Consider the following 14,733-nt stretch of genomic DNA (forward strand, 5'->3'; position numbering starts at 1 on the left):
TTTTTGTGAGATCTTAATCACAAATTAAAAAAATAATCATTTTATTTTAATAGAAATGTAATTATTTTAGATAGATAAAGAACCACAATCTTGGAGTCATTATGAACTATCGTCTTAACAATAACAACATAGATGTCCTATTTCGTACAACACCTTATGCTGAACTTAGCTATTTTGGTAAACGCTTACAAAACATTCAACTCGAAAATCTGGAAATGTTAACCCCCGCTGTTCCAAACGCTCGTATTGATGTTGACGTACCGTTTACTTTATGCCCAGAAGAAGGTTTGGGTAATTTTAGTACACCGGGACTTGAAGGTCATCGCAATGGTAAAGATTGGTCTCCTGTTTTTTTCACCAAAGAAGTTATTCAAACAGAAAATGAAATCACCATTATTAGTGAAGATAATATTGCTAACCTACGTTTCACCAGCCATTTTATTTTAGATAACAGTGGTGTATTACAATGCCAAAATAGTTTAATTAATTTAGGCAATGAACCTTATCAGGTCAATCGCTTATCAATCACTCTTCCCATTCCAGAAAGAGCACAAGAATTAATGGCCTTTAGTGGACGTTGGATTAAGGAGTTCTTTCCTCATCGTACTAAAATCGAACATTGTGGTTATTTGCAAGAAAACCGTCGTGGACGTACTTCACATGAGTATTTTCCGGGGATGGTAGTTGGTACCGATGGTTTTAAAGAACAATCCGGTGAAGTATGGGGTGTTCATTTAGGTTGGAGTGGAAATCATCGAATTCAGGTAGCGGTAAAAAGTAATGGAAAACGTTTTATTCAGGCCGAAGCCTTATATATGGCAGGTGAAATTACATTAGCTAAAGACGAGTCAATTTCAACTCCTTGGTTGTATGCAACTTATAGTGATCAAGGCTTGAATGAGATGAGTCAGCACTTCCATGATTTTTTACGTGGCAACATTATTAAATTTAGTCAAAATAAACCACGCCCAGTCCATCTTAATACTTGGGAAGGTATCTTTTTTGATCATAATCCGGACTATATTATACAAATGGCAACTAAGGCTGCACATATGGGGGTTGAACGATTTATTATTGATGATGGCTGGTTTGGTAAACGTGACGATGATTATCAAGGGTTGGGAGATTGGTATTTGGATAAACGAAAATATCCAAACGGCTTAGAACCCGTGATTAAACATATTAAAGATTTGGGCATGGAATTTGGTATTTGGGTCGAGCCAGAGATGATTAATAAAAATTCCGATCTTTATCGCGCTCACCCAGATTGGTTACTAGAACTGCATGGTTATAATCAACCTGAAGGTCGTCATCAATATTTACTTGATTTACAAAATCCAGCGGTTTTTGAGTATTTACTTGAAAGATTAACATGGTTGCTTGGAAGCTATGACATTGACTATATAAAATGGGATATGAATCGTGAAATTGTGCAAGCAGGCCACAATGGTAATCCAGCCATTGTTGGACAAACTGAAGCGTTATATCGTCTAATTGATATTTTACAAGAAAAATTCCCTCATGTTGAAATTGAATCTTGCTCTTCCGGTGGAGGACGTATTGATTATGAAATATTAAAACGTACTCAACGTTTCTGGACTTCAGACTCTAACGATGCATTAGATCGACAGATCATTCAGCGTGGTATGAGTTACTTCTTCCCTCCGGAGGTAATGGGTGCTCACATTGGGGGTGCCTTATGTCATACTACATTCCGCGAATTACATATGAATTTACGTGGTTTGACTGCACTGTTTGGTCATATGGGTGTTGAACTTGATCCTGTTAAAGAATCTGAAAAAGAACAAAAAGCCTTTTCTCATTATATTAATTTACACAAACAATTGCGTTCACTATTACATAGTGGTAATAGTGTTCGTTTAGATGTCGATGATCCTCGCGCGATGCAAAGTTATGGGGTTGTAAGCAAAGATCAAAAAGAAGCTGCGTTTATTATTGCCCAATTAGCATTACCAACTTATGCATTGAGCGGTAATTTACGTTTAACAGGATTGTTAACGGATAAGCAATATCAAATAGAAATTCTTGATATGCCGGACAATATTGATCCTAAAATCAGTGGTCATGCAATGAAAATATTACCACTATGGATGAAAACTCAAACAACACTTTCTGGCGATTGGTTAATGAATATAGGATTACCATTACCGGTGCTTGATCCTGCAACAGCTATGCTTATCAAGATCACATCCAAATAAATCAAAAAAACACAAAAATCATAAAATTTTTTAACAATAAGGGGAATGAAAGCATTCATTCTCCTTTATAACATATTGAATTTGAAACGATTCAGCTAATAATACAATGATTGGCAAATAAAAATTTTTCCATTATTATAAGGTGTTATCTCATATATTCAGGGTCTAACCGACTGAATTAGCTAAAAGATATAAACAAAAATATTTCAAGTATAGGTTCCCTTCCCTCTTTGCGAACCATTTTTGCTTTAATCGTTGGTAAACTACAATATTTTAAATGGATAAACTTTAAGTAATATAGATATAAATTATTAGTAATAATATCAAATTAAAAAGGAGTTTTATGGCGACAATAAAAGATGTTGCACAATTAGCCAATGTTTCGGTTGCAACAGTATCTCGTGTTATCAATAATGCAAACAATGTTAGCAATAATAAGCGTGAGATTGTAAAAACTGCTATGGAAAAATTAAATTATTATCCAGATGCAAACGCTCGTGCGTTATCTCAGCAAAATTCAAAAACCATTGGTATTGTTGTCGCAGACGTTTCAGATCCTTTTTTTGGTGCAATGGTCAGTGCAGTTGAAAAAGTAGCTTACCGAACCGGACATTTTTTATTGATTGGTAATGGTTATCACGATGAAAATAAAGAATATAATGCTATAACTCAATTAATTGAGCATCGTTGCTCTTCGTTGGTTGTCCATGCAAAAATGCTTTCCGACAGTACTTTAATAAGATTGATGGAGCAAGTACCTGGAATGGTATTAATTAATCGTATAGTGAAAGGTTTTGAGAAACGCTGCATTGCACTCGATGACCGTTATGGTTCTTACTTAGCTGTTAAACATTTAATACAACATGGCCATACCAACATTGGTTATTTGTGTTCAAACCATGATATATCAGATTCATCCGACCGCTTACAAGGCTATAAAGATGCGCTATTAGAACATAATATTGACATAAACGATAATTTGATTGCTATTTCTTCACCAAATGAAATAGGTGGTGAACAAGCTATGATGTCTCTTTTAGAGCGTAATCAACAAATTACTGCTATTGCTTGCTACAATGACTCTATGGCTGCGGGCGCTATTTCTGTATTATATGATAATGATATAAAAATTCCGTCAGATATTTCGATTATTGGTTTTGATGATTTATTACTTGCTCGGTATTTACATCCTAAACTGACAACCATCCGCTATCCATTGCAAACTATGGCAGAGCAAGCGGCGGAACTCGCATTGCGATTAGCAAAAGAAGAAGTTTTACCTGCCAATTTAATTAATGTTTTTACTCCAACTTTAACTAAGCGATATTCTGTTACCCAAATTAAATGATCGGTATTGGTTTAAAAACTAAATTAAAAAAATGTCGAAAACCCTAAAAATTATGTGTTTCCGACATTTAGCTATTTTTTCAGATAAAATTATTTAAAACCAAACTTCAGTTTGCACGCCAAAGCTAATTTGATTATCCTTACCATTAAAGTCAAATTTACTGATCTCATTTTGCAAAGATTCTATATATGAGACATAGAAACGTATATCAGGTCTTGATGTCAAAATGCTTTCACCAACTTTAAATGAGTGGAAAATAGTTGTTTTAAAACCTTCTTCATCATAGCTTTTGCCTTTAACTTTATTTTTTTGTCTAAAGTAACCTAATTCGATGCCACTTTGATTGTAGTTGTCCCATATATAAGCAGGTCTTATGGCTGATTTGAAACTCGAAAAATCAGTATGAGCCAAATTGAGGTCATAGGAATAAACATCTGTTCCTGTTGTAAGCGCGAGTGCATGGGCGATAATCACTTTATCGGCTAAATAAGCCTCACCTTCAGATACCAATCGGTAAGCTTTTCCTCCTGTATGTGTACCGATGTAATCATTATCAGAATTGGCTGCAAATTCAGGGTTATTAGTATTAATATTAGCTAATTGTGACGCAACAGAATTGGTCGCAGTTTGTAAAGTCCATTGATTAAATCCACCAAAAAAATTATTTTGTCTTAAAACAAAACTTCCTAACCAAGCATTTTTTACACTAACACTGTCCTGAATTTTGGATTTATTGGGGGCAGAATAACGACCATTAATTGCAAGAGTGGCATCTTGCCATAAAGGAATATCTCGATAGCGAAACTCGATTTCATTTAAGTCGACTTCTTCCCGTTTAGTTACGGTTTGTATCTCAGTATTACCATTATTTGTAACTTCAATTTTTTTAACTTGTTTGACATTAACATCCGCTCGTACCAAAGCTAAATCAAGTTTACCCACGCCAATTCCAAGATCTTCAATACCAATACCACCACCTGCAGGTGTTTTTTGAGTTTTCCAGTCTAACATTTGGATTTCATTATAAGGAAGTGAATGTTTACCTACCCATAAATTTGCATCAGGAAATCCTGGCACAAATCCTTTGGTAGATAAGTAAATATCAGAAAACTGCATAATATTGTCATCTTGAGTATTGAATAAACCAGCTGCTTTATTGGTAGCTACATTACCATCAATCATAACAATGGCATCCACTCTATGACCATCTTCATCATACACTTTTTGTTTAAAGACAAGATCGTACCAACCACCATACTCATTACCAAACCGACCTAATGCCCCTTCAGCATAATTTTTAGGCTTGCCATTTTGGGAGGTAGACCAGCCACCACGAAAATAACCATTGAATGAAAAACCGATTTCGTCTTTGATGTAATCTTTAAACTCTGACAGAGTAAAAGAGTTTTTAAGTGATTTGGTTTGCGATGTTGGGGCTGCATTATCACTTTGCTTAGTATCGTTAACTATGACAATTTGATTGTCTACTGCCGGTTGTTGTTGAATAACAGACTTGGAATTAATATTGGTTTGAGTGTGATTTTGGGTTTGTTTAGATGCTGGTGTTTGGGTTGAAGTTTTAGCTAAAGCAACACTCTGATTTTTCAGCGCCTTTTGTTGATTATTTATTACAATCTGTTGTTGTTGAATATTCTTATTTAATTCTGCTAGCTGTTTATTAGACTCGATCACTTGCTTTTTTAAATCTATAGATTCTTCAGAAAGTGCCAATAATTTTTGTTCTAACATCGATATTCTTGCCTCTAACTCTTCTTGAGTAGCAGCAAAAGAGTTTTGTATAGAACACAAGCCAAGTAAAGTAATTAAAACAATTCGTTTAGGTTTGACGTTTAATGCTGCCTTAGTTAAATATTTCATTTTTTCTACTCATTATTTTATATATATTTAAGAATCTCAAAAATTTGAGACAAAAAAAAACCTAAAAAATAGTGATAACTATTCTTTAGGTTTTGCCCATAATCTTACGGTAGCAATCCAATGCTTAATAAATAAGCTTATTTAATATAACTAATAAAATTGATCGTTAACAATATAAATATACATATATGTGACATGTATCACATTAATATTTAATTAATAATTAAATTTCCCATTTTTGAAGAAAAACACAAAAATACAAGTGTAATCGATTACATAAAGTGTTAAATTGATCACTTAAATAAAAAAATAAATTATTTATAATAAATTAAAAAATGCTACTTCAAACTAAATAAAAGGAGAAAATAATGAATCCTTGTTTCAGTGAAATCATCAACCGGTCGGATTGGAATAACTTATCTATATTAAGCATTAATCGACTTAATACACATCCTAAATTTAATAGCTGGCGAGATAAACAACAAGCAAAAAATAATGGTGATTCAGACGCAATCTTATCGCTCAATGGTGATTGGTTTTTTAGTTATTTTAATAACCCAAAACAAGTACCAGAATCGTGGTTGGATAAAGAACTCGATAATACCACTATTCCTGTTCCATCAAATTGGCAATTTCATGGCTACGATGCGCCGGTTTATACAAATATTCGTTACCCTTTTCCTTATAATCCTCCTTTTGTTCCTGAAGATAACCCAACGGGTTGTTATTCGAGGTACTTTAATATTGATAAAAAATGGTTAAATAAAGGTGATACTAGAATTATATTTGATGGGGTCAGTGCCGCATTTCATCTTTGGTGCAATGGTAAATGGGTTGGCTATTCACAAGATAGCCGTATTGCAGCTGAATTTGACTTAACTCCTTTTTTAAAGAAAGGTGAAAACCGAATAGCAGTGCTAGTTTTAAAATGGTGCGATGGCAGTTATCTTGAAGATCAAGATATGTGGCGATTAAGTGGCATTTTCCGTGGTGTCTCACTACTTAATAAACCTAAATCACATTTACAAGATATTCAAGTTAAAACAATGCTTGATGCTTGCTATCAAAATGCTACCTTATCCTTGCAAATTGATGTTAAGCATCAAGACGATATTGAGATGCTCAATGTAGACATTGAATTATGGCAAAAAGATAAACTAGTTCTTGAACAATCGCAATCAATTGGAACTTCTGATATTGATGAAAAAGGTGGTTACAATGACCGAGTAGTTTGCCATATTCCAGTGACCAAACCACAATTATGGAGTGCTGAAACGCCAAATCTTTATCGGCTTGTTATCAGCTTGAATCATACTAATACAGGCTTAGTTGAATCTGAAGCTTATAACATTGGTTTCCGAACTGTAGAAATCAAACATGGGCAACTTTGTTTGAATAATAAACCACTAATCATTAAGGGAACGAATCGTCATGAATTTTATCCTGATATGGGATACGCGGTTACCGAACAAGCTATGCTTCATGATATAAAATTAATCAAACAACACAATTTTAATGCTGTGCGTTGTAGCCATTATCCTAATGATCCACGTTGGTATGAGCTTTGTGATGAATATGGCCTTTATGTAGTAGATGAGGCAAATATTGAGTCACATGGGATGTTCCCAATGTCACGTTTGTCTGATGACCCTAACTGGTTGGCTTCATATAGTGAACGAGTAACTCGTATGGTTCAACGCGATCGCAATCACCCATCTATAATCATTTGGTCACTTGGTAATGAATCAGGGCATGGTGCAAATCACGATGCGCTTTATAGTTGGATCAAAAGTAATGATCCAACCCGCCCAGTCCAATATGAAGGAGGAGGCGCTAATACAGCTGCAACTGATATTATTTGTCCTATGTATGCACGAGTAGATCAAGATCAACCCCATCCAAATGTTCCTAAATGGTCTATAAAAAAATGGATTTCTATGCCTGATGAAAAACGCCCGCTTATTTTATGTGAATATGCCCACGCTATGGGTAACAGTTTAGGTACTTTTTATAAATATTGGCAGGCTTTTCGGCAATATCCTAGATTACAAGGTGGTTTTATTTGGGAATGGGCAGATCATGGTATTCGTTGCCATAATCAATCAGATGAAAGTTATTGGGCTTATGGCGGTGATTTTGGTGAAGCCTATCACGATAGACAATTTTGTTTAGATGGTTTAGTTTTTCCTGACCGCAAACCACATCCAAGTTTAATTGAAGCCAAAAAAGTGCAACAGCCATTTCAATTCAAACTTGTCAGCCAAAAACCGCTTATTATTGAAGTAACTAGTGAGTATTTATTCCGTACTACAGACAATGAAATACTATATTGGGAACTGCTGCTTGATGGTAAAAATCAACAAAATGGTAAACTTAAACTTAATATTAAGCCTAACGATACAATTGAACTAAAAATTACTGACGACATAGGTAATAATATTAATAAAGAAAATTTACACTTATCGCTTAAAGTCATTCAAAACAGAGCCACCACATGGTCTCCAGCAAAGCATATTGTGGCTTGGGAACAATTCAAATTAATTAATAGTTTTATTCCGCAATTGGCATTAAGTAAAAATAAAAAATTACTAAAATTAACTGAAAATGACAATGAATTTATTGTCAATTGGAAAAATCAAAGTTGGCAAATTAACAAAAAATCAGGACAGCTGAGCCAATGGGTTAAAAATAAGAAACCATTGTTAGCCAGCGCACTGACTGATCAGTTTATTCGAGCACCAATTGATAACGATATTGGTATCAGTAGTGGTTTTGATTGCAATCCTTTTGCATGGGTTGAACGGTGGAAAGCTGCTGGCTATTTCGATTTGAGCCATCAGTGTTTAGGAATTAAAGCATCACAAACAGATGATTATATAATTATTGAAGCACTTCATGCTTATAGTGTGAAAAAACGCAAAGTCATTCAAAGTAAATGGTTACATCAATTTGATCAGGATGGAAACTTGACGATAACAGTAGAAGTCGATATTGCGAATGATATGCCTGCACCGGCCCGTATTGGTTTGACGTATCAATTGAAAGAGATACCAAAACAGATAAACTGGCTTGGATTAGGTCCACATGAAAACTATCCTGATCGAAAAACTTCTGCAATTTTTGGTGATTGGTCATTACCATTTGCCGAACTTTATACGCCTTATATTTATCCTTGTGAAAATGGCTTACGTTGTGATGTCAAACAATTAATTCTTAATGATATGATAATTACAGGTCATCAATTTAAATTTAATATTAATCAATATGGTACTAAACAGTTGATGGAAAAAACACATCGTCATTTATTAGTGCCTCAAACATGCGCCTACGTCAGTATAGATGCTTATCATATGGGCATTGGTGGTGATGATTCTTGGACACCAAATGTACATCCAGAATTTTTATTAACGGATAAACATTATCACTATCAATTGATTTTTAAATGCTAACAAACAGAAATTATTTGACTAAAATAAGGCACGATTTAATCGTGCCTGAATGTTAGTTAATTAAAGAGTTAATGCCTAATGGCCTTCAAATAATTGATCGAGTTTTTCTATAAATTCTTGCTGAGGTCGATGATAAAAAATACCCTGTTCAGGCATACCCCGTAAAAAGAGATAATATACCCCACCAAAATGGGTCTGATATTGATAATTGGATATCCTGCTTCTCAAAAATCGATGTAATGCCAAACTATAAAGTTGATATTGTAGATCATAACGATGTTCTATCATCACTTTTTTCAGTGCATTTTGCCCATAATGATCAATATTATCACCTAACCAATTTGACTTATAATCGACCACATAATATTTACCTTCAAATTCAAAGACTAAATCAATAAATCCTTTCAACATACCTTGCACAGAATCAAAGGATAATTCAGAACGTGATTGAGATAAATCATCATATTTCTTGCACAAAGAATCTAATTGCTGACAAGTTACAGATTGGCGTATAGGTAAATAAAATTGTAACTCGTTAATACATCTACCCATTAATATGTTTGATAATATTAATCCTGACTGACCCAATTCAGTCGCCAATACTTGTCTCATCCAATTGGCAACAATGCTATTCCAGTTAGAATCAAGATTGAGCTTTTTCACCATCTCAGTACATAATTCATCAATGTTATCGGATGAAATATGTTCCATAATACTGTGCATTAAAGTACCCACATATGCCCCTTTAGGGAAATGGTGAATGTCATATTGCAATTCTACAAGTTCTTCACTAGTGGATTTAAATTGCGGCTCATCCCAATCATTAATGATATCAAGATTATAGTTCAATAAGGTATTTTGATGTTGCTGTAATTCAGTATAACTGGTTACTCGCCAACAATTTGAAAGCTTACGTGTAAAAACATTAGCAGATAGTGTTGGAACCGATAACATAGGAGGAACATAGCGTTCACCATTAATTGGCAATTCGACATCAATTAAGTTTGCCATATTACCAATAGCTCTTAAGTCATTTTTTAAAAGATGATTAATAGCTGACTGACTTTTTTTCAAAGAAGCAAGACCGATGCTACAATGATATACCGAGCGCGTCATAGCGACATACAATAAACGTAAATCCTCAGCAAGACGTTCATCTTCTATTTGTTGCTTAATTTCATCCGTCAATAACCATGCATAAGTTAACTTATAGTCATTATCTTTATCATGATAAAATTGACTGTCAGGTGATCGATACAGTGAGATAAAAGGCAACCAAACAATAGGAAACTCTAGCCCTTTTGATTTATGGATTGTAATAATTTTAACTAAGTTTTCATCACTCTCAAGACGCTGCTCGTGATTTTCTAAATTAAGATCTGGGCTGACTATTTGTTTGGTTAACCAACGAACTAAAGCATGAGGACTGTCTAACTCATCCGCAGCTTCTTGAAGCAATTCTCCTAGATGCATTATATTGGTTAAAGTTCGTTCACCATCTTGGCGTGCTAAGATATTTTCAGCTAAATGACGTCGTTTCATCATTCGGCGTAACATGACTAAAACGCCATAATGTAGCCAAATTGCTTGGTATTGCTTAAATTCTTCAACCAAACTTTCCCACTTATCTTGGTCATCAGTAATTTGCTCAAGTTCAGTCATTGTTTGACCAAACAGTGATGTCATTAAGGCTAAGCGCAGTGTTGATTCGTTTTCGGGCATTAACACGGCTTGCAATAGGTTAAGTACATCTTTTGCGTCCGTTGATGAAAAAACACTACTATGATTTGATAAGTAAACACTTTTAACGCCCAACAATGCTAATTTTTGTCTGATGATTTCAGCTTCACGTCCTGTTCGCACTAAAACAGCAATATCTGCCGTCATTACCGGACGTTGTTTTTCCTGATTATCTACTAGTATTGAAGAACTCGACAATAAAGTCACAATCTGCTTTGCACAACAACTTGCCATATATTCTTGATAATCAGCATTTGTTGAAATTTCCTGAGGTAATAGATAAGCCGTTAATGCGGAGACTTCTTGAGCGTCTAACAACAATGCTTTTTTTTGATTTCTTTCTGCCACCTGCATTGGTAAAAAAGGAATCTCATCAAACACAAATGGGTTATCATGATTAGCAAATAGCTGATTAACCGCATTCACCATTGTTGCAGAAGAACGATGATTTACATCCATCGTATAATGATTTTCACCCGTCGATCGTTTAGCCTCTAAATAAGTGAAAATATCAGCACCGCGAAAACTATATATAGCTTGCTTTGGATCACCAATAAATAACAATCCACGATCGGACTGCTGGCTATCATAAATACGATTAAATATTTGATATTGTAATGGATCGGTATCTTGGAATTCATCAATTAAGGCAACACAATATTGTGACGCAATACTTTTCGCCAGTCGTTTGCCATTTTTTACAAACAGAGCTCGATTAAGTTGCCAAATAAGATCATCAAAACTTATAGCGCCATTTTTTAGTTTTTCCTTATAGATCCCTTTTTGAATGATACCAACAATATCCATTAAGATTTGACTACGTAAATTAAGGGGTTGTTGATAAAGTGACTCGATTTTTTCGAAAATAGAGTGACAAGGAGCACATTTTCCATCTTTGGTTTTTTCGTTTAATACTGATTGACGAAACTTTTCAAGTTCATTAGGTAATTCAAACGTTTGTGTTGCTTTGCTTGCCCATGTCGATACTTTATTTAACCAATTGGGTAAATTTCGGCTACTATAAGATTGTTTACTCACACCAGATTGAGTAATAATTTCGCTCAAATCAACAACAGCAATCAACCAATCTTGTTTAATCTCTTCTATTTTTTTATGATTTTTTTCATAAAAAGCTTCAATCGTTGCTCTGATATCAGGATTTGATTCATCATCATCCTCGGCACCTAATCCCAAGTAAGGGTTAATATCTCTCAATAATGTGGCAGGATCTTTCCAAGTATCAATAATAAGATAAGCAAGCGATTTATCTAATGGCGTGAAATAATGACGCCAAAAGTCTTGTACTACACGTAATTGCAATTGATATTCATCGGCTATTAACTTTTGTTCGAATAATACTCCTGATTCAAATGCATGGCTGGTTAATATTCGTTGGCAAAAACTATGAATAGTATAGATCGCCGCTTCATCCATTGCCTGTTGAGCATCAGTAAGCTTTTGCACTGCTGACTGGCGATCATCAATTAAATCAATTAATTTTTGATAAATAGGATCTTGATGATGTCCTTGGATTAAACCAAGTCTTAATTCTTGTATATTTTGACGAATACGTGAGCGTAATTCTTGCGTTGCTGCTTTAGTAAAAGTTACAACAAGAATTTGGCTAACATCAAGAGGCTTTGGATAACTATTTTGCCCAATACCAAGTAACAGCCTTAAATAGATAAAGGCGAGTGAATAAGTTTTACCCGTTCCTGCCGATGCTTCAATTAAACTTCGACCGGTTAAAGGTAAATCAAAAAGGTTAAGTTTTTTTACTACGCTTGATGAAACCATTCAAGCTTTCCAGAAGCATCTAAGGATAGCTCCACACAAGCAATTGCAGCAGTTGGAAACATAGGTGGCGAAACATGCGGACAAAGTTCATTAACAAGATATCCCACTAATGGTAGATGTGAGACAACAATTACATTATTAACACCATTGGTTACTAGCATCGTTAATGTATCAGCTATATAAGATGCGCTACCGCCTGGAACTAAAAATTTGTCGGTTGTCACTTTTGCAACACTGACCTGTGATGATAATTCTGTTAACGTCTGTTGTGCTCGTAAATAGGGGCTGACTAAACCTAAATCAAAATGGAAATTTTGCTCCTTGAGCCAAATTCCAGCTTGTTTTGCTTGTTCAATACCATAATCAGTCAAGGTTCGACTTGCATCGGATGAAGCAGAAAATCCCGCTTCACCATGTCTCATAATACAAACTTTCATCAATCTTTTATTAGCGTAATTTTAATTGGAAGATCATGCATTCTGCACCGCAGCAAAAAGTAAATGTTGCAGATAATTTAAAACCATCATTAACTTTTTCTATATTACTATTAATTTCACAAGGTTCCGTTTCAACAGCTTTGGCAGCTTGTGTCAATGATGCTAATTTAGCTTGGGCTTCTGATTCTGTTGCAAAGACATGCTCATACTCAGCGCTGCAATCTTCATTGTCAATAATAGTACCAACATCTACACAACAACACGCTGGGGTTTCATTCGCTTTACATTTGTTTAAAGAATCTGTCATGCTATACCTCTATTTACCGATTAATTTTACACATAGTATACTCTTAATCATAACTAAGGGCAAAATGTAAAAAGCTTTATTATAACTCAAACTTTTGGGGTATATTAGAACCTTATTTTTATTTTTCTCAATCAATTAAATAATATAATGCAGCAAAATAATCACGTCCGAAAAATGGCGATTTTAGTTGCCGCAACGTTCTTCATGGAAAATCTGGACGCGACGGTAATCACCACTGCAATACCTGCAATGGCAAAATCATTTTTAACTAATCCACAAGATTTATCTATTGGTATTAGCGCTTATATGTTAGCGCTTACAATTGGTTTACCTGCAAGTGGCTGGATAGCAAATCGTTTTACAGCGTATCGGACTTTCTCCATTTCGATTGTATTATTCATGTTAGCGTCAATATTGTGTGCTTTATCGACCAGTCTGACCATGTTTACCATCGCAAGGTTAATTCAAGGATTAGGTGGATCTTTAATGGTACCAGTAGGCAGAACTGTTGTATTAAGTCGAACCGAAAAACAGCATCTGGTTAGCACAATTTCGATTCTAGTTTGGCCCGGCTTAATTGCGCCATTGATGGGACCAATTATTGGTGGATTCTTTGCTCAATATTTCACTTGGCATTGGATATTTATTCTTAATATTCCCTTAGGTTTTATCGCTCTGTTTTTCGCTCATCGACTGTTACCCAAAGAGCAACCTGAAAAGCGTACATTTGATAGTGTGGGCTTTATCGCTTGTGGTTTAGGCTTATTACTGTTTGTTTATGGGCTAGAAATGGTTTCTCATTCAAATCATAGCCTCTGGCTGGGTCTTGCCATTTCTTTTGTCGGTAGTTTAGTATTAATCTTTGCCTATTATCATCTTACGCATACGCAGTGCCCATTAATCAGCCTGTACGCGTTTTCAAAACGCACATTTAGAATGACCTTTTTTGGCGGTTCATTAATACGAATTGGTTTAAACAGTGCACCATTTATCTTACCTCTTATGTTTCAAGTCGGCTTTGGATGGTCGCCATTAACCGCTGGTTCGTTACTACTTTCACTATTTGCAGGCAATATTATCCTTAAAACCGTTAATACTCCATTAATACACAAGTTTGGATTCCGTAAAATTCTTATCGTTAATGGTTTGTTACTGTCATTTAGTTTTGTATTATGTGCTCTTTTCACACCAGAAACACCAATCATATGGATTATATTGGTTCTATTCTTTTCAGGTGGTGCGCGTTCTATCCAATTTACCACAATCACAACACTTAGTTTTTCAGAAATTGATAAAAACGAAATACAAAGCACCAACATCTTATCAACCATTTTTCAACAATTAAATAACGTACTGGGTATTGTTTTAAGTGCGTTATTTCTATTTATTGCTTCCAACTATAATGGGCATAGCCAAACGGGTTTAATGGTTGAAGATTTTCAATTAGCGCTGTTTATGGTGGCAGGAATGACTTTACTGGCGATGATTGACTTCATTACTTTACCTACAAATGCAGGCAACAATCTAAAAGAAAAACAATAAAAAAAACCTCTACCAT

The 14,733-nt window shown here is 34.8% G+C and carries 8 protein-coding genes; 4 read left to right on the plus strand and 4 right to left on the minus strand.

Annotated elements, in window-relative coordinates; all coding sequences use genetic code 11:
- Positions 1-101 precede the first annotated feature (101 nt).
- Both H3S88_RS04230 and H3S88_RS04235 read left to right on the plus strand, forming a co-directional pair.
- On the plus strand, positions 102-2,219 hold the full coding sequence (locus H3S88_RS04230) for an alpha-galactosidase (protein ID WP_198227068.1): 2,118 nt from the start codon (positions 102-104) through the stop codon (positions 2,217-2,219).
- Between the two features lie 343 nt (positions 2,220-2,562).
- Positions 2,563-3,567, plus strand: coding sequence for a substrate-binding domain-containing protein (locus H3S88_RS04235; protein WP_198227066.1), 1,005 nt, complete (start codon positions 2,563-2,565; stop codon positions 3,565-3,567).
- 93 nt (positions 3,568-3,660) lie between these two features.
- Here H3S88_RS04235 and H3S88_RS04240 read toward each other — a convergent pair whose 3' ends face one another.
- Complete coding sequence (locus H3S88_RS04240; protein ID WP_198227064.1) at positions 3,661-5,445, minus strand: carbohydrate porin; 1,785 nt, start codon at positions 5,443-5,445, stop codon at positions 3,661-3,663.
- Positions 5,446-5,813: 368 nt separating this feature from the next.
- Here H3S88_RS04240 and H3S88_RS04245 point away from each other — a divergent pair, with 368 nt between their 5' ends.
- Positions 5,814-8,894, plus strand: coding sequence for a beta-galactosidase (locus tag H3S88_RS04245; protein ID WP_198227062.1), 3,081 nt, complete (start codon positions 5,814-5,816; stop codon positions 8,892-8,894).
- A gap of 75 nt (positions 8,895-8,969) precedes the next feature.
- Here H3S88_RS04245 and recB read toward each other — a convergent pair whose 3' ends face one another.
- Genes recB through H3S88_RS04260 form a run of 3 tightly spaced genes read right to left on the minus strand, consistent with a single transcriptional unit; the run spans position 8,970 to position 13,175 of the window.
- Positions 8,970-12,431 (minus strand): exodeoxyribonuclease V subunit beta, encoded by a 3,462-nt coding sequence (gene recB, locus H3S88_RS04250; RefSeq protein WP_198227060.1) that lies wholly within the window; start codon positions 12,429-12,431, stop codon positions 8,970-8,972.
- Positions 12,413-12,853: a phosphohistidine phosphatase SixA gene (gene sixA, locus H3S88_RS04255; protein ID WP_198227058.1), complete on the minus strand. Its 441-nt coding sequence runs from the start codon at positions 12,851-12,853 to the stop codon at positions 12,413-12,415. Before sixA ends, recB begins: the two co-directional genes overlap by 19 nt.
- Positions 12,854-12,878: 25 nt before the next feature.
- Positions 12,879-13,175: a YfcZ/YiiS family protein gene (locus H3S88_RS04260; protein ID WP_086271811.1), complete on the minus strand. Its 297-nt coding sequence runs from the start codon at positions 13,173-13,175 to the stop codon at positions 12,879-12,881.
- 147 nt (positions 13,176-13,322) lie between these two features.
- Between H3S88_RS04260 and H3S88_RS04265 the strand changes: the two genes are divergently transcribed.
- A complete protein-coding gene (locus H3S88_RS04265; protein WP_198227056.1) occupies positions 13,323-14,717 on the plus strand; it encodes an MFS transporter in 1,395 nt (464 codons plus the stop codon).
- The last annotated feature ends 16 nt before the right edge of the window (positions 14,718-14,733 follow it).

It is taken from the genome of Gilliamella sp. B14448G11 (assembly GCF_016101765.1).
In the GTDB taxonomy this organism is placed as follows: Bacteria; Pseudomonadota; Gammaproteobacteria; order Enterobacterales; family Orbaceae; genus Gilliamella; species Gilliamella apicola_N.

Excerpts from the sequence above, each read along its gene's own strand:
- recB (WP_198227060.1), bottom strand. The coding sequence starts at position 12,431 with ATGGTTTCATCAAGCGTAGTAAAAAAACTTAACCTTTTTGATTTACCT.
- H3S88_RS04230 (WP_198227068.1), top strand. The coding sequence starts at position 102 with ATGAACTATCGTCTTAACAATAACAACATAGATGTCCTATTTCGTACA.
- sixA (WP_198227058.1), bottom strand. The coding sequence starts at position 12,853 with ATGAGACATGGTGAAGCGGGATTTTCTGCTTCATCCGATGCAAGTCGA.
- H3S88_RS04260 (WP_086271811.1), bottom strand. The coding sequence starts at position 13,175 with ATGACAGATTCTTTAAACAAATGTAAAGCGAATGAAACCCCAGCGTGT.
- H3S88_RS04265 (WP_198227056.1), top strand. The coding sequence starts at position 13,323 with ATGCAGCAAAATAATCACGTCCGAAAAATGGCGATTTTAGTTGCCGCA.
- H3S88_RS04235 (WP_198227066.1), top strand. The coding sequence starts at position 2,563 with ATGGCGACAATAAAAGATGTTGCACAATTAGCCAATGTTTCGGTTGCA.
- H3S88_RS04240 (WP_198227064.1), bottom strand. The coding sequence starts at position 5,445 with ATGAAATATTTAACTAAGGCAGCATTAAACGTCAAACCTAAACGAATT.
- H3S88_RS04245 (WP_198227062.1), top strand. The coding sequence starts at position 5,814 with ATGAATCCTTGTTTCAGTGAAATCATCAACCGGTCGGATTGGAATAAC.